At 39.3% G+C, this 20,739-nt stretch carries 18 protein-coding genes; 4 read left to right on the top strand and 14 right to left on the bottom strand.

Features of this window, described 5'->3' with window-relative positions:
• Positions 1-678 precede the first annotated feature (678 nt).
• On the bottom strand, positions 679-2,211 hold the full coding sequence (locus GTU69_RS01055) for an aspartate aminotransferase family protein (RefSeq protein ID WP_166167012.1): 1,533 nt from the start codon (positions 2,209-2,211) through the stop codon (positions 679-681).
• Positions 2,212-2,214: 3 nt separating this feature from the next.
• Positions 2,215-3,588 carry a diaminobutyrate--2-oxoglutarate transaminase gene (locus GTU69_RS01060; RefSeq protein WP_166167015.1) on the bottom strand — a complete coding sequence of 458 codons (1,374 nt, stop codon included), beginning with the start codon at positions 3,586-3,588 and terminating at the stop codon, positions 2,215-2,217.
• A gap of 476 nt (positions 3,589-4,064) precedes the next feature.
• On the opposite strand from GTU69_RS01060, the gene GTU69_RS01065 reads away from it, so the two are divergent.
• Complete coding sequence (locus GTU69_RS01065) at positions 4,065-4,769, top strand: SIMPL domain-containing protein (RefSeq protein ID WP_166167018.1); 705 nt, start codon at positions 4,065-4,067, stop codon at positions 4,767-4,769.
• Positions 4,770-4,925: 156 nt separating this feature from the next.
• Positions 4,926-5,522, top strand: coding sequence for a phosphatase PAP2 family protein (locus GTU69_RS01070; protein ID WP_166167021.1), 597 nt, complete (start codon positions 4,926-4,928; stop codon positions 5,520-5,522).
• 313 nt (positions 5,523-5,835) lie between these two features.
• On the opposite strand, the gene GTU69_RS01075 is transcribed toward GTU69_RS01070, so the two are convergent.
• The 11 genes from GTU69_RS01075 to GTU69_RS01130 form a co-directional block, all read right to left on the bottom strand.
• Positions 5,836-6,270: a hypothetical protein gene (locus GTU69_RS01075; RefSeq protein WP_166167024.1), complete on the bottom strand. Its 435-nt coding sequence runs from the start codon at positions 6,268-6,270 to the stop codon at positions 5,836-5,838.
• A 24-nt stretch (positions 6,271-6,294) separates the two neighbouring features.
• Positions 6,295-6,516 carry a hypothetical protein gene (locus GTU69_RS01080; RefSeq protein WP_166167027.1) on the bottom strand — a complete coding sequence of 74 codons (222 nt, stop codon included), beginning with the start codon at positions 6,514-6,516 and terminating at the stop codon, positions 6,295-6,297.
• Between the two features lie 67 nt (positions 6,517-6,583).
• Positions 6,584-7,087, bottom strand: coding sequence for a hypothetical protein (locus tag GTU69_RS01085; RefSeq protein ID WP_166167030.1), 504 nt, complete (start codon positions 7,085-7,087; stop codon positions 6,584-6,586).
• A gap of 50 nt (positions 7,088-7,137) precedes the next feature.
• A complete protein-coding gene (locus tag GTU69_RS01090; RefSeq protein ID WP_166167033.1) occupies positions 7,138-7,737 on the bottom strand; it encodes a hypothetical protein in 600 nt (199 codons plus the stop codon).
• Between the two features lie 57 nt (positions 7,738-7,794).
• Positions 7,795-11,295, bottom strand: coding sequence for a hypothetical protein (locus tag GTU69_RS17355; RefSeq protein WP_346764411.1), 3,501 nt, complete (start codon positions 11,293-11,295; stop codon positions 7,795-7,797).
• Positions 11,292-13,931, bottom strand: a complete 2,640-nt coding sequence (locus tag GTU69_RS01105) for a hypothetical protein (RefSeq protein ID WP_166167036.1) — start codon at positions 13,929-13,931, stop codon at positions 11,292-11,294. Before GTU69_RS01105 ends, GTU69_RS17355 begins: the two co-directional genes overlap by 4 nt.
• Before the next feature lie 8 nt (positions 13,932-13,939).
• Entirely contained in the window at positions 13,940-15,967 is a 2,028-nt protein-coding gene (locus GTU69_RS01110; protein ID WP_166167039.1) for a hypothetical protein, read from the bottom strand.
• Positions 15,968-16,099: 132 nt separating this feature from the next.
• The gene (locus GTU69_RS01115) at positions 16,100-16,609 is read right to left on the bottom strand and encodes a hypothetical protein (RefSeq protein ID WP_166167042.1); all 510 of its coding nucleotides are present in this window, start codon (positions 16,607-16,609) and stop codon (positions 16,100-16,102) included.
• Complete coding sequence (locus GTU69_RS01120; protein ID WP_166167046.1) at positions 16,606-17,109, bottom strand: hypothetical protein; 504 nt, start codon at positions 17,107-17,109, stop codon at positions 16,606-16,608. Before GTU69_RS01120 ends, GTU69_RS01115 begins: the two co-directional genes overlap by 4 nt.
• Before the next feature lie 117 nt (positions 17,110-17,226).
• Positions 17,227-17,709: a hypothetical protein gene (locus GTU69_RS01125; RefSeq protein WP_166167049.1), complete on the bottom strand. Its 483-nt coding sequence runs from the start codon at positions 17,707-17,709 to the stop codon at positions 17,227-17,229.
• 14 nt (positions 17,710-17,723) lie between these two features.
• Positions 17,724-18,029 carry a hypothetical protein gene (locus GTU69_RS01130; RefSeq protein WP_166167052.1) on the bottom strand — a complete coding sequence of 102 codons (306 nt, stop codon included), beginning with the start codon at positions 18,027-18,029 and terminating at the stop codon, positions 17,724-17,726.
• A gap of 1,080 nt (positions 18,030-19,109) precedes the next feature.
• Between GTU69_RS01130 and GTU69_RS01135 the strand changes: the two genes are divergently transcribed.
• On the top strand, positions 19,110-19,298 hold the full coding sequence (locus tag GTU69_RS01135) for an AlpA family phage regulatory protein (protein WP_166167055.1): 189 nt from the start codon (positions 19,110-19,112) through the stop codon (positions 19,296-19,298).
• Positions 19,299-19,306: 8 nt separating this feature from the next.
• Positions 19,307-19,600 carry a hypothetical protein gene (locus GTU69_RS01140; RefSeq protein ID WP_166167058.1) on the top strand — a complete coding sequence of 98 codons (294 nt, stop codon included), beginning with the start codon at positions 19,307-19,309 and terminating at the stop codon, positions 19,598-19,600.
• A gap of 801 nt (positions 19,601-20,401) precedes the next feature.
• Here GTU69_RS01140 and GTU69_RS01145 read toward each other — a convergent pair.
• Positions 20,402-20,635: a hypothetical protein gene (locus GTU69_RS01145; RefSeq protein WP_166167061.1), complete on the bottom strand. Its 234-nt coding sequence runs from the start codon at positions 20,633-20,635 to the stop codon at positions 20,402-20,404.
• Between the last annotated feature and the right edge of the window lie 104 nt (positions 20,636-20,739).

Below are 20,739 nucleotides of genomic sequence, written 5' to 3' on the forward strand. Positions count from 1 at the left end.
TATTTCGATGATTGCATTTTGATTTTAGAATATGACAATCAAGTTACAGCTTTGTGACGCTTTTATGATAATTCATTTCTTTTGTAGGATTTTTAAAAATATCTTTTAAATTCAATAACTAAAAACCAATCAAAAATATTATTCAAACATTGTTTTTGAGTACGAATTTGTAATATTTCTTAAATCTGTCATTTTCTCATGCCTTCTGTTTCTACTTACAGGGTGTTTATTCTATGTACAGACCATAAAAATGTTCTGTTTCTGGATTTCTTTTCTATCTGTATCAGGCTTTCTTTGTCCCGTCTCAAAGTTACACTACTCTAATTTTCACCACCACTTGTCCAAATCTCTGAAATTCATACAACATGATTTTGTCATATAGTCAAAAATAAATAATGACAATGATATGACCATAAACATTAAAATAATTAAAAATTTTAATCCTGATTGACCCGCTCACATGATCTTTAAAGAACATGACTGGGACTTGCTTGCAGAATACTGCTCTCTAAAAGGTTTTAGTCTGCAATTTACAGCTTGAATTTAAAGCAAAACTTTTCAACCACATCTCTTCCAATCAGATCAATATTGATACCTCATAAATCAAATGAGGTTGTACAATCTTAAACACACAAAAAAGGAGACCGTATGGTCTCCTCCTTTCACACAGACAATCAATTAATCAATTGCTGGTGTATATGTACCGTCCGCGATTGGACCTTTGATACGATCAGCCTCTGCAAGCACAAGGCCAAGCAGGTTCTTCACGTTATCTAAAGTCGCAACTGGACTAAGTGTAGTCATCTTCAAGGATTGAACATCACCCACTTTAGTCACGCCAATATTCGCTTCACCACGGGCAAACAGTTCATCTGCTACGTTTTGGTTTAATGTATCGAGCAATTCTGCCGGATAGCCTGCTGGCACTACACGGAACAAGACCGAAGCAAATTGCTGTTCAACCAGAAGCTCTAAACCATCAGTCACTTTAATGTAATCAGCCACTTCACGTGTCAACTTCACACCATGATCGATCATTGAACCGTAAAGCTCTTCACCCAATGCTTCAACCGTCATCCACAATTTCAGTGCATCAAAGCGACGAGTCGTTTGCAATGACTTGGACACCAGGTTCGGCACGCCATGTTCTTCATCATAAGCAGAGTTCAAGTACTCAGCCTCATAATGCATGAAACGGTAGTTGGCTTCGTCTTTCAGCAAGAACGCGCCACAAGAAATGGTCTGGAAGTAATGTTTATGGAAATCGAGCGTCACGGAATCAGACAACTCAATACCATCGAGCATAGAACGATAGTTATTAGACAGAATCAGTGCACCACCCCAAGCTGCGTCAATGTGCATCCACGCGCCGTACTTGTTAGTGATTTCACGAATCTGTTTTAATGGATCAATCGCACCCGCATCAGTCGTACCCGCAGTAGCAACCACACATGCCACGATCTTGCCTTCAGCTTGAAGGTGAGCCATGGTTTTTTCCAGTGCATCCACATCCATCTGTGCATTTTCATTCACAGGAACAGTGACTACAGACCGGAAGCCCATGCCCATCATCGCCATATTCTTTTGCACAGAGAAGTGTGCATTTTCAGAACAGATGACCTTGACATTACGCATCGCATCAGCAGGAATACCATCGCGCTGAACTGACCACGGATTGCCGTTTTCGTCTTTCCAGTTTTTCGCGATGCAGGCATCACGCGCAAGCAGTACACCCATCAGGTTCGACTGGGTACCACCAGAGGTAAATACACCTGCCTGACCTGAACCATAACCAACTTTTTGACGTAGCCAGTCAATCAACTGCACTTCCATCAATGAACCGGCCGGGCTTTGATCCCATGAGTCCATAGACTGGTTGGTTGCATTAATCAATACTTCTGCAATCTGGCTTGCCACCATGGTCGGGCAATGCAAATGTGCTAACGAGTGCGGATGATGAACTTTCAGGCTTTTGTTTAAGAAAAGCTCAACCATACGTTCAAGAGATTTGTGTAGCCCCATGCCTTCTTTTGAAGGATGAAATGCAATTGCACTACGTAGCTCTTTAATGCTGCCGCCGGTGTACATTTTGTCGTTTTGCAACCATGCAGAAACGGCTTTTACCGCTTCGTCCATTGCTGACTGATAGTCAGCAATGGAACCTGCATCATTGCAGAATAACGCTTTACGGTGTTCTGCAAAATCTACCATGCCTTATGCACCTCGAACTGCAACAAGCGCTTCAGCAATTGCTTTCTTAAAGCGGACAATCACTTCAACACATTCCTCTTGGGTGATGATAAGCGGGCAAAGTAAACGAATCACAGTACCGTTACGACCACCTTTTTCTAACAACAGTTTGTTGTCGAAACATGCAGCCTGAATAGCAGCAGCCAATTGAGAATCACCTGGGAATGAACCCATATGATCTGCTTTTTGACGTTCGTCAACGATTTCAATACCGATCATCAAACCACGGCCACGTACGTTACCGAGACATGGGAATTCCACTGCTAATTTTTTCAATTCAGCTTGTAAGAAATCGCCACGTTCTTGCGCATTTTGTGCAAGATTTTGTTCTTTGATGGTTTTGATGGTCGCAAGACCTGTACCCATCGCCAACTGGTTACCACGGAAAGTACCGGTGTGACCTGCTGGCTGCCAAGCATCAAATTTACGTTTAATACCCAGTACTGCAAGCGGCAAGCTACCACCCACAGCTTTAGACATTACGACCACGTCAGGTTCAATACCCGCATGTTCAAAGGCAAACATTTTGCCTGAACGTCCAAAGCCTGCTTGAACTTCGTCAAGAATCAACACGATATTGTGTTTTTCAGTCACTTCACGGATTTTCTTCAACCATTTAACCGGTGCAGTCACCACACCGCCTTCACCTTGAATCGCTTCAAGAATTACAGCTGCTGGCTTGGTTACACCGCTTTCTACATCTTCAATGAAGTTTTCGAAATAATAAGTCAAGGCATCAACACCCGCTTCACCGCCAATGCCTAATGGGCAACGGTATTCATGCGGATATGGCATAAACTGTACGCCTGGCATCAAGCCATTGACTGCATTCTTCGCAGACAGGTTACCTGTCATTGCCAAAGAACCGTGTGTCATACCGTGATAGCCACCTGAGAAGCTAATCACTGAGCTACGACCAGTATAAGTTTTTGCTAATTTAATTGCTGCTTCTGTACCGTCTGCACCAGACGGACCACAGAACTGTAGGCAATACTCTTCCTTCCCACCAGGGAGCTGTTCAAGTAATGCTTCAGTAAATGCATCTTTTAAAGGTGTCGTTAAATCTAAAGTATGTAATGGAAGACCGCTTGCTAGCGTATCTTGGATACTTTGAATTACCGCAGGATGATTATGGCCTAAAGCCAATGTTCCTGCCCCAGCTAAACAATCGAGGTACTCTGTACCTTCAACATCAGTAACCCAACAACCTAAGGCTTTTGCTATCGCTAACGGCAATTTACGTGGATAGCTACGAACATTGGATTCCATCTGGCTTTGGCGAGTCAAATAGTATTCGTTAGTAGACTTAGTGGCAGGATTTACAGAAGAAACGCTCATATCGAATTACCATCTCTGATATGGGTTGAAAGAAATAAGTCGGGTGACTTGTGGTCCTTTGACTCGGTGCTTTATAGAATCTAGTTTGACGACTTGATTTATACATCATAACTAAACGGCGGATGATACAGAATTTTTCAATAAAATAAACAAGTTTTATGACTTTATCTGCCTAAAACCGATCAAAAAAATATATCAAGCCAATTCTTAGATTGAATTATCATCTTACAGTGTGACAGACTAAAGAAAACCTTATTTTTATACTTTTTTTATGCAAAAGATTGAATGAACGTAACCGTTCAAGTTAAATCAAGTTAAGTAATTAATTTTTAAATATTTTATTTACAAGCCATTTTTTATAAGATCGATCAAACTATTTACAATCTTGACACAAAGTCTACAAAAAATCCTCATGAAGTAGCGATACCATGTTTATTAAAGACTGAACTTTTCTTTACAAAAAATAGGTAAAAATAATGCGATATTTAACTCTCTCCTCTCTTGTACTTACTAGCCTACTTTCAACAGCTACCTTTGCGCAGCCAACAGAACAACTGAATTATAATTTAGTCAATGTCCAGGCTGAAGCCACTCGCCAGATTTCCAATGATGAAATGTATGCAGTTTTATATATTGAAAGAAGCAAGAAGCAGCCAGCTGAACTTTCTGCACTCATTACGCAACTCATGAATCAAGCCATTGCAGCATCGAAAAAATACCCGCAAGTGAAAGTCGAAACGGGCACACAGAGCACTTATCCGGTGTATGACAATGACAGCCAGAAATTGAAAGAATGGCGTGGCCGGGCTGAAATTCGCCTAAAAAGTACCGATTTTAAAGCCGTCAGCCAGTTAATCAGCGAATTACAGCAAAACTTCCAAACCCAGTCGATCAACTTTACCGTTTCCGATGCACAACGTAAAAAAGTGGAAAATGAATTGATGGTGGAAGCATCGAAAAACTTTCAGCAACGCGCACAAATGTTGACTTCGGCATGGAATAAATCAGGCTATCAATTGGTCAATCTCAACCTGAATACCAATAACTACTACCCACAACCGGTAATGATGCGCGCCAATATGGCGAAATTTGCAGGTGCTGAGGCCGCTGATGCGCAAAATGTTGAGGCCGGTGAATCAAAAATTACCGTTAATGCCAATGGTTCAATTCAGTTTAAATAATGAAATGATGAGTTAAACAAAAACCGTGTGCACACACGGTTTTTTTAATCAGCCAAATAGATAATTTACAACAATATAGCGATAATCCAGTTAAACGTTTCATTTTATTTTTCTTGTAACCCCCATCTTTCGCCTTTTATCTCTCCCACTTACCATATGTCCCTTGAAAGTTTAAATCTTGATCTGTTTAGCATTTTGAATGTATCTGAACAGGCTTCTCCATTGATGATGTGCTTTGCCACTTTTGTCGCCCATGATCTCGTGTATCTGCTGATTGCCTGCTTTGTCCTGTTTTGGTTTTATGGTCATCAAAATTCAAAAGCCCTGATTCTAAAAGCCTTTGTATTTTGTTGTATCGCTCTTTCCATCAGTGAGCTGGCCTCTTACCTGTTCAATACTCCACGTCCTTTTGTGATGCATCTCGGTCAGACTTTAATTACACACGAAGCAACAGGCTCATTCCCCAGCAATCACATGACCATTTTTAGCAGTATTGCCTTTGCCTATTATTTTTCGGCGCGCCGGTATATTGGAAAATTCTTGCTGGCAGTTGCCTGGCTGGTGGCATGGTCACGAATCTATGTTGGTGTACATTTCCCGGTTGATATGTTCGGTGCCTTTATTTTGTCGTGGGCTGTGAATCTTGCTGGTTTAAAATTATGGCATCACTACCAGGCAAAACTGATGTGTTGGGTCATGTTCCTCTATGAAAAATTATTTGGCGCTCTAATTCAACGTGGTTTAATTAAATAAGTAATTAAAAAATATATATAAAAATCCCGCTCTAAAGCGGGATTTTTTTGAATCTATAAAACTTAGTAAATCGCCATATGATTGCGATATATAAAATATATAAATAATTGTTTTAATTATATTATTTTTACAGGTATAAATATTTAACCTCCAATTTAACCTCTACCTGTATTTTATATCTTTCATATCCAATCGGTAATTATTTTGACTTTCAGATTTCTGTATCATGGGTTCGAGTCCCACTGAGAGATTCCCTCAGATTAAACTTTATTCATAAGTTGATGACTTCAGCTTAAAGCTTTCTAAATGTGTCTTATTTTTTAATTACAATTTTCATCGGCTGAAAGTCATCGATATAAACTTTTTTAGCCTTCAGTAAATCTTCTCTTTTGCCATCTACAACCAACACGGCACGCTTAACCTGAACTGTCCAGGTACGATCTGCTGCACACATAGTCTCTGATTCGATAAAGACATTCCCAAATGCCTTACCTTGGAGGTTTTGTATATCGCCGTAGGTTATGACATTCTCAGAAGTCCCCTGCACCCTGCCAGCTTTATCTTTTGCCACCAGGTCTAAATACAGCTTGTCATTAGTCCCAAGAAAATCATGAATGGTTACATCCACCACGGCGGAACAGATCCCAGCATTCACATAGCTTGTTTTGGAGTGTTGCAAGGTAATTGGTGTAGCCATAGCTAATGAGCTGGCAAGAGCCATTAAAGAGAACATTATTGTCTTATGCATGATGCAAAATCCCCTTTTAGTAAATTACAAATGTGATGTTATCAAAGGCTGTATTTCAAGTGAGTTAAGCAATCCGCTATCTCTTTCCCAGGCATCGACCGCTTTGATCCCGTAACGGCTGCTTGAGCGTCCATGTGCTTTGATCACTGGCTCAGGGAAATTCTTTTTATTCCGCCAGCTGATCAACGTTCCTTTAGTAATTCCATAGCGCTTCAACAGCTCAGGTGTTGAGATATATAAGGCCATCAGGATATCCCTCTAAGTCGTATATTGCTGTCACCTCTTACTCGATACCTACCGATACGAGTATTCATTATGGTAGTGCACTCTGTATAAGGCTCATAAGGGAATCCATATTATCCCAACCAACATCTACAATTTTCATTGTCAGGTGTTTTAGCCCTTCTGCCGGCAGTTCTTTAATAGCATCTATCATAGTGGTTTTACGTTCAGAACTAAGATCAGAACTCATAATTTTTGCAGCAAGAATGGCTCTAAGCTGCTCGGTTTCAAATTTGATCGTAACTGTCCCAAGAATTGCAGATAGGCCACCGTCATCAGCCAAGAAATCCATACCTCTGTGATTTAGCCTGGTATTTCCCAGGGTCCAACTTTGCCCTCCACCGATCCCAAGGGTCAAATGAATACTCTTTGCCTCCAATAATCCATGGGACTCTAAATAATAAAGATTAGTGAAAAGCTTTGTCCGAAAGTCACTATCCATATATCGCTCATCTTGTGAAAAGTCATAAGCAGCTGGATATACTTCAGCCATCTTCGTCATAATTTCAAGCTGAAACGCCCTATCTAAAATCATTCTATTTTCATCCTATGACTGCAGGTAATTCTCAGAAATTTTTGACTAATTTAATAAAAATCTCTCATATCCTTCAGGAGAGAAATTGTTAGACCAGTATTTTGAATTTTTCTTTCATTAGAAATATATTTATTTTTCTCATTTTTATAAGAGTACTGCATCTTTTTGGAATCGATCATTTTGGCTAAGAATTTCTTAACTTCGAACTTATCAATAATACGGTAAGTTGCCTCAAAACTAGGCTCCTTATCAAATGCCACTATATAGCGCCCTCCGCCTCTTGGCTTATTTTCCATTTCAATTATATATCCTAACGAACCCAACAAAATTCTGAATTCCCCTCTCTGTGCTCCGCATATAACGGCATTCATGTTGTAACTATCTTTGTAAGAGTTACAGCTTAAAAACCAGTAATTATCACCGCTCTTGTTTGGAATAGACTCACCATCAAATAGAGCTAAAGTTAGTAATCCATTCTCTTTAGCTGAAATAAATTTAACCCCATTAATAGACCCTTCTTTAGGCGTCCCATCAGAGTTAAAGATGTCGGCTATATCAACTTCTGAAGCTGCTAAAGCAATACAATTAAATGCACTAAAGCATGCCAAAAACATTAAAACCTTAAGTAAAAATTTATTCATTTCTTTCATTTTTAAAGTGTATTAATTAATCACCATACAATAAAAAAGGAGCCGAAGCTCCTAATTTTATTCTGATAAATCCCACCAGTAGCTATTGCCCAAGTTCTCCAGCCGCTGCTGTGTACGAGGCAAATAATCCGGATCAATCATATTCTGCAACTTTGAATAAAGCATACGATCAACAATCAATTTACTGTACCAAAGATTTTGCAATGGGATATTACTCTTCAGCGTATTGGCCACCTCCATCATCCGGGTAGATTCCTTACCCTCAATGATGTTGTTCCCCATACCAGTTAGCAGCATACCCAGTTTCATACTCTGACCTAAGAGCGGTCCACTGATAAAGTCCGATGCACTTCGACCAGTAGGATCTGAAAGCGCCGACATAATGTCACCCAGAAAGGAAAGCCCACCTCCTTTAAGAAGTGACTTACCAAAGAAATCAATTGTGAATACTGGCTCTGGATTCTTACCATTTGCCAAGTTCTGTGTCTGGACAATCAAAGCCCCTGCCAGTGTTTGATAGGCTAATAGAGAAGCTAGGAACGTTACCCGGCTCTTAATATCTCCCTGAGCAAAAGCACGATGACCAATACGGAACATATATGCCAATGGGAAGCCTTTGAACTGGAATAAAGTACGGCCCAATTCTCCCTGGATGGTACCGGCCTCACCTAAGTTGATAATACTGCGCTCACGTACACCGGCCTCGATGATAGCTACGGATTCCTCATTGAAGATATGAGTCTGATATTTCATTGCGGCCTTATAACGAGCATCAGCTAACAACTCTTGTTGTCTTGGCGTAATGGAATTATTGAGGCGACCCATAACATATTGACGCTTTGTTTGGCGCTCATTAACTTTGGCTTGATATTCTGTGAACTCGGTATCTAACTCATTCACTCGCTTATCAAGTTCTTTATATTTTTGAGTTATGGCTTTATTTGCCAAACTGTCGGCATTACGCATTCTTGCTCGTAATTCAATCATACGGCGTTCTGCATTACCAAGACGATAACCTAGATCCTCGCCACTCTTGTAGTTTCTCCGAGCATTACGTGATAGCGATGAGTCAATTTTCTTATCGGTCTCTTCTTTGATTCTTGTTTGCTCAGTAGCCTTGCGAATTTCAAAATCAGTTTCAAGCTGCTCTTTCTTTAAACCAATCAAATCCTTTAATTCATTTAAAGCATCCATTTCTTTTTGAGCAATTACATCACGACGAGAACCATAGCGATTCAGACGGTCCGATAACCTATCCTCATATTCAGCCAACTTTTCTTTTGATAACTTATTTTTACTGTTCAGTAGTCCAGTGAAATCACTAAATTTGCTTTGGATCTCTTTTTCAAAAGTCTTGATCTTATCGTTCAACTTAGTTGTTTTTAATGCAACTGTATTGTCCAAACTCTCAAGTGTTCGACCTAGTTTTTTGGCTTTATCAGTTAAATTATCAATGGTTTTTCCTTGCGTAATACCATCAATAAAACCTTTCAATTCTTCTTGATTCCCAATCGTACGAATATAGGCATTCATATCAGCATGAGCTGCTGCGGCCTCTTTCTGGGCATCAATTAGATCAATTCGATCTTGTAGTGCTCGCTTCTCCGCTTGAGCTCTTGCATCTTTCTGATTTGCATAGTCCTGAAGTCTTGCAGAGAGCTGTTTTTTAACGTCCTCGATTCGCTGTGCTTTGTTAGCAATACGCATATCATCTTCAGCATTACGACGATTCAGGTCAGATACTTGCCCTTCGATTTCATCTTTAAGAGCTTTTAATTCTGGTGATGCAAAATCAATGAATACATCATCAGGTGCATTAAAGAAGTCATTCTGAGAGAGTACCGCCGTCCCATCTTCACGCTTACTTGGCTCCAGCTGCTGCCACAATTGCCAGTCACGTTCGGTAATACCGTTCCCCTGCAGGATCTTAAGATCATCTGCACCGAGATCCTGCCAATCCGTTTTACGGGTCATTTCAGCAAGCTTATTCATATGCACCAGATTAAACGCTCGTTTCGCTCCTGCGGTCACGGCGTTCAAACCTGATAGTTTCATCGTTGTTGAGGCAAGGGTGTTCATACGGGCATTAAAACGCCCTGATTTGGTAGCACTGCTTACAATATCTGCATCACCAAAACGGGACATAGAGCCAATCATCTCATTAATACCAAGCCCAAATCTTAAAGCTTCATCTCGGGTACTGCCCTGCTTGAGCTGCTTCATGTATTCAGGAAGAATGGATTTGGTGTAAGACAAGCCCAGCATATTAGCAACCTTCTTCATGCTGGCATGGTCACCAAAGGTAGTTAATGTGGTACCACCTAATTTAGATGTAACCATTAATGCACGGAGACCCCCCATGACATTACCTAAGGTTGAATCAATCGACCTGGTATAGGCATCCAAAGTGTTATACATCGATAAAGCACGATGAGCCTGCTTATCAATTTCGCCGTGCTTTAATCCATTTTGAGGATCAGCCTTAAGGTTAATCTTGGCTTCATCTAATAATGATTCGAATGTCAAACGTGGATTCGAACCTAGGTTTTGCATCATGGCCACTTCAGTACTCATACGCTGAGTATGGTTTTTCAAGATTTCATGAAAGCCAGACTCATTGTAAGTACCGTATTTTTTCTGATACTCCAACCAGGCATTCCCATCTTTAAAGTGTAGCGCACGAGATTCTTGATGACGGTTAGCCATTTTGGCACGACCACCTACAGGTGATGTACCTGCTTTGGCTTGTTTAGTCAGTACCAATAAGTCTTTATTAGCGCCGTTGGTTGAAATGGTTTTATAGACCTCCTCAAGCATGGATTTGAGCTCTAACTCATCCATGAGTTCACCAGTCTCTTTAATGTACTGGTTTCTATCTACCCCTTTTAAAGTATCACTCACCCATTCCGCTTGCTCCGTTAAAGCAACTTTCTTTTGATCATGAGATGTCATAAAACCAAAGTTGTCTAACTTTTTAATATTTCCCCCGGCTCGGTTGAAAGCTAAACGCATTTCCTCTAAGACTGCGCTTACATCTTTGGCCATTGCAGTGATTTCAGGATTATCAGATTTTCCACCAAACATGACTCGAATAATGTCATCAGTCATTGCCTTATTCACTGACATCCCAAACCGTTCTTGGGTTTTGGTAAATGCATCAGCTACTAAAGACATCCAACGACTATGCAATGCTTGAGATTGCTTCTCTATAGATTGGACACCACTTTGATCAGAGAAATATGCAATCTTACGCATAAGAACCTGAACTGGATTTAATTTAGGATGGTTATAAATCTCGTTCTGTAGCTGGGCCTTAATAGTGGCATCCCGTGCAATATTTTGATTATTCTTAGCAATCTGCACGGCGAGATCCGAAGCTGTTTTCTGAGCAATAGCTTCTGCACGTTCAGCCGGGCTTTTAAATATCCAGTCCGGGTCAGTTCTGGCCAATGTGTTTTGTGCACGGATATACAGTGATGAAATACGATTACTGTCTGCAGCACTTAATTTTCTTTTGCCTAAAGCCTTTGCGACCTGTTCTCTACATTCTGCTCTCATGCTGCTTCACTCCCATATCTTAATGCACAGCTGGCTAATGCCTTCACTGCCTGAATTTCATCTTTTGCGATTTCTTCTTGCTCTTTAACGTAATCCAACAGATCACGGGAAGACATCGTCACAATTTCTTCATTCCCATTTTCATCCATACGGGTAAAGGTCACTTCCATATCAGGATCTGCTTCCATAATGGCAACGGCTTCCCGACCATCTGGAGTATCAGTGAATGCGCCGTATTCACCTTTACTGGATTTAGTTAAGTCTGGTGCACCATCAACTTTAGATTTGCCTGGCTTCCAGAACTCCCGCTCTAATGCCTGGGTGGCTTTATGTTGGACTGCTGTTAATTCAGGGCTATCTGCTTTGCTATTGGCTGGATGTGCAAATAGATCATTACCATTACGTGTAGCTTTTACTGGAGTGATCGTACCGTCCTGATTAATCTGACGCTGAAAGGTCGTATTAGAGGCTTTGTTGTGGAGCTCTTGAGTTAAGCTGCCATCCTCCCTTACCTGCTCGCGCTTAAGATAGTTTTGAGATCTGGTAGAAGCCCAGTTATCTACTCCCTCAATAATTGAGTTCTGCTGATTGGTTGATTCAAGCAGTCTGTTATTAAGATCAAAATTATCTGACTCAGGAGTATTAACAAGAACCCGTTGCTGTTCTGGTAGAACTTGCTGATCTGGTGCCAATTGCTGAATGTCATAATCCAATGTATCCAAAGTACGATTTGCACTATTACTTGGACCAGATAAATCAATTTGAGGCTCGGTATACGGCGTACGATAAGCACTGCTTTCAGAATATTGATAATGCGCTGTAGCCTTTAAATACTCTAAATCCTCTTTAGTCAGTGGAGAAGATAGTGCTTCAAACTCTTCCTGCAGTGATTTAACACTATGCTCATCCGCACTAAATACAAAAGGCATTGCTTCGATTTCAGCATCAGATTGAGACTTATAGGTAGGAGGTGCCGCTATTTCTGACTCAAACTCTGGAAACTCTGATTCACTTCCTCTGACAGCTGTAGATCCATTGTCATCGGACAGTGTGCCAACACCATCATATTGCTTGGCAATGTCATTCCAGCGATTCTGATATTTTGCTTTAACCTGTCCAACGGTCATGCCATTAAATTTATGAGACGCCGTAATACCTTCCGCAATTTGACGAGCCGTTTTTTTCTCGTTGCCTTTGCTCCAGCGAGTGGCCACATCAACAAACAACTCATTATCTTTGGCCTTCAAAAAAACTGGACCACCACCCTCACCAAAGAAATGTAGATAGTAAAGCTCTAAGCCGTTAGGATCTCGATTAAAGTGGCTGCGGAAAACTTTGGTATTATGCTCGTAGTAGTTCAGACCCGCTTTAATCTGATCATTACCATCAAACTTATTCTTTCCACCCATACGTGCAAACGTACTATCAATGGTTTGAAATAAGCCTGTAGCAGATGACAGTAGATTCCCTTCTTTATCTTTAGGCTGAATTTTTGGGTCAAACGTGCCAGCATTTTCTATATGAGATAACACCAAAGCATCTACTGGATTAATACCGCGTTTAGAAGCTTCTTGAGCGATAGTTTTGGCCCATGGCTTTTTATCCAATATAGGATTGGTAAAAACCTGTGCTCTATGCTCATCAGCATTTAATGGAACTGGTCTTATGATTGCCTTAGGTGTTCCTGTTATTGGTACCACTGGTGTACCGGTTACGATTGCTTTAGGTGACCCGGTCACTGGTACCTTCAGGCTCACTAACTCATCATTTAATGCGCTTTCCATGGCACTATCTAATGCATCAAAGTGTGAGTTTACTTCTTTAGGGTTGGTTGAACTAAATGGGTTTGAGCCTTCCGCATGCTCAACATTCGCTTGAATATGCGCTGCATCATTCATAGCATCAACATTACTGTGGTCTTTAACCTGATCTGGTCGCAATCTCCCCTTATTCGCCCACAGGTTAAGCAGCAATGCCATTCCCCCATTAGCTGCCAAAGTAGATGGACTGGTTGCATTTTCCTTTAAAGCTTCACCGTACTGAGCAACCTTTTTATTTTTATGGTCTTCAAGGTACGACCCTTCCAGATAATCTCCCGCTGAACCTGCAGCAGTAGACAAAGCAGTAGTAGCAACGGCGTCAGCTATTACAGATTTGGATACGCCGTGAGTAGGAATTGCGAATCCTAAAGCGTCCGTAACACCCCTGATGGCCCCACCGGTACGGGCTGTTTTTATATCTGCCCCTTTATTCAGTAAGTCTGATTTCTCTGCCTCAAAGGTCTGGTACCCAAATAGCCCAGAATTCAATGCCAAACCAGGTACACCACCTGTACCTAGTGTGGTTACGGCGTTCCACCCAATACGTGTAAAGTCTTTAGTCAGGCCGTAGGTAAACTCACCCACACCACCTAAATCATCAGGTTTAAAAATTTCAAGGTTTTGCGCTCTAAGAGCAGCTGCCTTTTTATCGCCCCTAATTAGTGAATCTGGTGCTGTTGCGGCCTCAATTGTTCCCATTGCCACACCGGAAACAGTACCTAATGCACCATCTAAAAAGTTCCCACGCTGACTTTTTGGCTTAAACCGTGGGTCATCCTGATTTAATGTGAGTTCATCATCTGCTAAAAAATCCATGGATCACCTCATCGGACTGTAAAAGTTAAACGTGTCTTGCGCTTCTTATCGTTTGCATCCATCACATACCTGGTACCATTTTTGAAATAGTATTTGTATGGATTGGTAGGGTCTTGCTCTAATGGTAAATCCATAAAGAACTCTTTATCCGATCCTCCATAAGTACGAGCATTACGGGAATTGAAATTTTCTAATTGTTCACGGAATGACTTTTCACCAACAGTATGAGGTCGCAACACGACTGACTTGGAGCCAAAAAATCCACCAGAGGTGTACTTTCCTCCAGTTACGTTCAATACAGCTTTGTGGAATAAATCTTCATCAATTGACTTATTTAGGAGGCTTCCTTTTGAATCAGCCACTTGCCCAGACTTCTGCAGCAAATAGGCATAATTAGCCTTTACCGACTCCAGATAAATTTCAAAATCAGGTTTTCCAGGAGTCGTAACACCAGCCAGATAAGTTGCTGTATGAGTTCTGAGAGCATTCTCATCAACCTTTACCAGATTTTTATCCAGCAGATCCTGTCCGGTGACAATCTGCCCCGCAATATCATTCAAGCCTCTACGGCCTAATGATGCTGATAAACGATAAGCTCCACTGTCACCAGCAACACTCTTGATTATGTCCCGCGCTGCATTAGCGTTCCCCGCGCTAGCAGTAAACAAATTGGTCAAAAGTGTAAGCTTGTCACCTGGCTTAGCCTTACCCCAAAACTGTTTTAATTCTTCTTGTTGCTGAGATGTTAATGGGTTAAGCGAACCAGTTACACCGTTAAGAACATTATTGGCATGGATCGTTTTAATATTTTTAGATAATGCTGCAACCGCCTTTGGATCTCCCATAATGATGGAAGTAGTGGGGATCGGTGTTAATTCCTGCCCGGTCTTGATGGAATAAGCCAAGGATGAATTATTCTTTTCATAGCTCAGCATATTCTCATGAGTTTTGGATAAAAGATTTAAATTCCAGCTCACATCTTGAGGATTATCTAATGCTCTATTCTGTGCCTCTGATCGTTTTTTGCTTAGGTAAGCTTCACGCTGATCAGGGCCTAGCCTCATGAATTTTTGAACTTCAACCAAAGCCCCACTATATTGGACAAACTCAGACTCTTTTTCAGTTCCTTTAACACGTGCCAAACGAGATTTGATGATATCTTCACTTGGAATCAAGCCTGTTTCGATATCTGCCTTCATCTCATCAAGAGCATCTTTAGCATCACTCTCTAACTGCTTCTGCTGCAAAGCAGCTGCCCGACTGTTCTGATCAATTTGGCTTAATACTCGCCCACTCCAGTAGACAGCTTGCTCTTGGGTCAAATTAGGATGTTTAGCTATTACAGCTTCTGGGGTGGAGAGTTCAGTCAATTTTTCATTGTCTGACTTGTTTCCCAGGTAGAAGGTATTTATATCATTTGCAGCTCGTTTATTTTTATACTCTAAAAATGTGTCGTCCACATAAGCTTGTGATAGACCTTTTGATTGAGCAAATACGATTAGTCCATTCTGTACTTCCTGTTCTGTAGCACTTGGATTCTTCAGGTAGTTTTCAGTCATGCTCTTTAATTCAACTACGCCCTGTTGCTGTTTAGCTTTTTGAGCAACAGGTAAATATTTAGAAGCACTTTGATATGAATGTTGTTCAAAATAATTATCAAAAACTTGAGTGTAAGTTTTTGGAATTACATCCTTGTACTGCCCTTTAATCGTTTCAATATTATTTTGTCTTTGTTTTACCGCTTCATCATAAGTTAATTGGCCATCCTGCATTTTGACCAACAAGTCCTCATCAATCAAACTGATGTCCGCCCCAATCTTTGATGATTGGAGCGCAAATTCGGCCTTATCTTTCTTATCCTGCTCAACCTTTTGCTTTTCTTGTTCTAGTTTTTCTCTTTCGTGCTGTTGCTGTGCAACCTGTGAAATATTCTGTAGTGCACCTGCAATCATCTGGCCACTTTGGTTTTGTGGCATCTGGATACGCCCCACCTGAGGCATAGCATTACCGAAATTACCCATCGGGATTTTAGCCATTTATTTATCCTTCTAAATCTATTGAATAGGATCAATTTAGAACGATATTGGCATTCAAAAAATGGGTGTATTTAGATGTAAAAAAGGAGCTAATGCTCCTTAATTTACTGATCAATAATTAGTATGCTCGGCTTATTTCCAGCCACCTGTTGTTTTTGGTGGTGCTGCGGTCATAATTGCAGTCTGATTCTGAGATGCCGCACCTTTCTTCGCCTTGGTGTAGTCACGATAACCACCAGCACCAACAGCTACAGTATTTAAAACACCTGTAGCAGCGGCTGCATTGGCATTATTTTTAAATTGGCTTGCTTCAGCTTTCAAAAGCTGTGATGAGTTATATCCAGTAATTTCAGCCATGTTTGCATCATAATTTGCAGCCTGCTCAATGCTGTCATTAATAACTACAGATGTACCTTCATTAACATCAAGACCATTACTTGCAAGTGCTGCACGTGCTGCTGACTGTGTTTTTTCCTTCTCCTTACGGATACGCTCAGCTTCAAGTCGACCACGTGCTTTTTGTGCTTCAGCATCAGCATTGGCTTGCTCAGCCATACCTTTGCTTTGATTATAGGATGAATATCCTGTGATTGCCGCACCCGCTACAGCTGCAACTGCTGCTACCGTTGCTGCCCAAGTCATACCAGGAACTCCTGCATATTTTGTCCGATTGAAATGAGATAATCTTCCTCTTCACCACTTGGAACAATTATTTCTTTTTCAATTTCTTGTACATCCGTATTTTCAGTCGGATGAATAGTCATACAGGTTGAATCTTCATGGAAATAGGCTACACGCTTTGTACCTGGCATAGTTCGCTGGATACACGGTGCTTTAATGTGTTCAACACCATTTTCAGTCATAACACTTAAACTGCCAGTTAAAAACAAAATGAAATGCTCAGTACGATGCATTTTGCTTACAACCAAAGTACCTGCTTTGGCACTGAACTCCCTTAAATAAACATTTGGCGCAAAATGATTAACAAGTCCGGTATCCGCTTTTTCAATTTCTCCAGATTCTATTTTTTGTTCTAATTCAGTCTGTAAATTAAGTGCTGAATGTACATAAGATTGCTTATGTGCTCCACCCATGATGTGAGTCAATAGTTCAGTATTTTCTGGTGATATAATTTCGCTCATATTTAGCTCTATATTTTGATCGATCAAAATACAGTTTATAGCTACCTATATGCAGAAAAATGGGTGTATTTTTAGGTATAAAAAAAGGAGTACTAATGACTCCTTCACTTTTTTCACTTACCAACGGGATCTAAAATTTAAAGTTGGCCTAGGAATATTTCTACTCATAGGATCGCCTTTACTGACGCGCTCTAAGACTTGTTTAACAAAATCAACTTTTCTAAAAATCTGATTTAATTCAAAAGAAAAAGAATGTTGATTCAACAAACGTTTATATTTATTTTCAGGCTTCAAATAATGCGCCGTGATAATTAAAACATTTGATGTGCCGTTGAGTGCTGCCAAAGCTGTTCTTAAAGAGGAATAGTAAATATCCTTTGGCTTAATCATCCCAGTTAGCAAATAATGCAACTCATCCAAGTTATTTACGAGAGATAATAACTGATTAACGAATTGGTCCTGAAAAAGCTGATTTGAATCAAGATAGTAAATACTCTTTTTGAACTTCTTTAAATCTTTAGGAATATTCTTGCATAACTCTTGGACTCGATCCGCGCTTTCCCCTGTAATCGGTTCAAATAATTTCTTTTTAGATCCCATGTTTAATCCTTTTATTATCCAGCAATATGGTGTCGATTAATTCGAGGCATTTCTTTTTCAGTTTTATCTGTTAAATGCTTCCATAGCTCTATGAAAGCATTCCCATTGTCGAAGTTCATTAAACTTCCATGCGACCATTCGGAAATAGTAGATGCTCCCGATACTGGAAGAACAAAGGCAATTTTCTCATGTGTCCAGCCTAATAAAGACAGATCCTTAATCATTACAGAAAAGTCTGGAGCTGAATAAGTACGAATACTTTTATTCAAAAAAAGATTTGCAGGAGTATCGAAACTGCACAATTCACTAAATATATTCATGTCTCACCCTATTCAATTTGTCTAATTAGGGCTTAATCCAAGCTCTCAAAAAATGGGTATATTTCCAACAAAACGCGCGCGCGCGCGAGGGAGAGAGGAAAACACTATATTTTTAGTCCTTACCCCATCTAAAATGATGAACGACCAAAGCAATATTATTTGCCTCTACGGCGTAGATAATTTGCTCATAGCTGATGTAACAAACGAAATTTACAAAACGCTCTAATTTGCTTTATATCGCACTTAAAAAGCAGGCATGTATCCTTTATCATTTTTTCAATTAAAATCGCACACAGCTCAAACCAGTGCAAAATTGGTACATATATTAGGATCGTTTTAAAGTTTATTTTCGAATATTGAAGAAGAATGAATGCGAATTAAGACGACTCTCTCAGAGAGATGATTGATTCAATGGTAGATTCATTGATAGGTTCTGCATCCCGTTTTTGGGATCATTCAAAATACCAAAAACGGGTACATTCAAAATACCGAAATTGGGAATATTACCGTTTTTGGAATAATACCAATATTGGGTATATTAGCCACTCATAAATCCCAGCAGAGATAATCTAAAATGCAGTAAATTATTGGTCTGCAAACGAGTTGACTTATGCCATGTTTCAACGTGAATAGGCATGTTTAAAATTAAGCCAATACACTGGCATAAATTGAAAGCAAATAAAGAGATATTCCAACATTCAGAACTTATACATACTACCTATAACTAGATTGCAGGTTTTGATGTGGTAACAGGTTTTAGCAATTGCAGGTTTTGATGTGGTAACAGCATTTTTTTGATGTAGTAACATAATCCAAGTATATAAAATGATCAAAAGTACGGACATTCAACCTACACCCATAATTCTATGATTTATCGACAAAAACTATAAAAATTTAATGCTTATTTTATATAGCTTTAATATGGTTCGAATATCATTTGTGATATCAAAATTTGTCATGGTCTGATGAAATTTTTATCGAGCGGCCTTAGTCTTCACAACATTCTCAAAAGCATTTTTATTGCACTCACCTTATTAAAATGTAAATCTATTTAGAATAAAAACTAACTTCCGGATACCTATGAATATTGATAGACGAGTTCGAGCAAAAGAATTTATGGACCTTCTTGCTGTTGGTCGAACCAAGTTTTATAGACTGCTAAAAAAAGGCCTGATTCCTGAACCAGTTAAAATTACGGAAAAAGATGTTTTCTGGTATGAGTCAGTGGTAAAAAAAGAAGTGGAAAAGTTTAAAGATAAACCGGAGTAGCCTCAATTATGTTTAAGCACAAATACATCATAACAGTAGAAAGCGACACCCCTCCTCAAATATGTTTAGGAGATAAAATTCACGGTGCCACAGTTATTGCCTTAGAAACTGAGCAATATCCTGATTTTGTAGATTTAGCCTGGCTAACTAAACGCTTTCCGATGTCCAGAAAAACGCTTTCGCAAAAATTAGAATTATTCAACGTCGGTAATTCTGGTAAAAAACTTTATGATCCCAATATTGTAATTCCATTTCTAAAGCTGGATATCAAAAACAGAAGAGGTAGACCTAGAAAAAATTAATATATTACAAAGGAGTACTTCTTTAATTCGAAACCATAAATTATTATTGTCAGAACAAAATAGCTAAATTACAGTTGGTTATAACTAAAGACAACTAAATAATGTCAATGATTATGTCCAAGTACAAAGCAATTCTTGTATTCAATCAAGCAACAATCAACCATTTCGTTATGATCAACGATATGGTACCTTCACCAACGAAGGTATCGTCAGCATATTTTAATTATGGTGAAACAGGATTTATTTAATTCGATCTAAATATCGACCATATGTGATCCATTTACACTTGTCACATTGCCACTCACTACGAGCATTTAAGTGATTAATCTGATCACCATGAATAGTTCGAATCAGTTTATAATCATGCTTGCAAAAAATAGATTTAATAATTTTTCTAATCATACCCCACCATTTTTTAACTGAATTCCATAAACCCAACTCACAACCTATTCCTACATACAGTGCCAGTGTGAAGTGGAATTAAATATAAGGCTACAGCTTTCCAGTATGCAAAAAAAAGCCCAATCCAGTAGTAGTTGGATATGGGCTTATAAACTAAGGACCTTGGATGGTCACTGGGAAACTACAGCCGTTTCTGGTGGCGATTATACATACCTATTTATTAAATTCTTGTTAAAAATTAATATAAGTTTCAAATAAATCAATATATTATAAAAACTTAATTAATTTTTTATTAAATATTAAAAAAGCCCGATCAATTGACCGAGCTTTCGTTGCTATATAAATCTAGTGGACATAATTAGTTTTACACTGATCATCCCTCAGTAAGCAAAAATTATATTATTTAAATTTTAAATCCAGTTGATATTCATCCTGAGTAACTTTGATTTTATAGCCTTTATATTTTCGCTTATTGGCGCTCAAAGATGATTCTGTCACTTCTTTATGAAAGTTACAGTCAGTCATTAAGCAATTGTAAGCCTTATAACCAATGATAATTTTCTCAATTTTCTTCCCCTCTGTTAATGCATTTTCAAGTAAATCATCTAAGTTTTTTAATTTAATATCAGACATCTAATTTTACTCAAATTTAAAAAATCTATTCTGCCACATTTATATTTCAAGTTGAGTAGTAAATGATGCTCTTTCTATCGGAATGTTTTTACTTAGTATTTCAT

The organism is Acinetobacter sp. SA01 (assembly GCF_011319235.1).
GTDB lineage: Bacteria > Pseudomonadota > Gammaproteobacteria > Pseudomonadales > Moraxellaceae > Acinetobacter.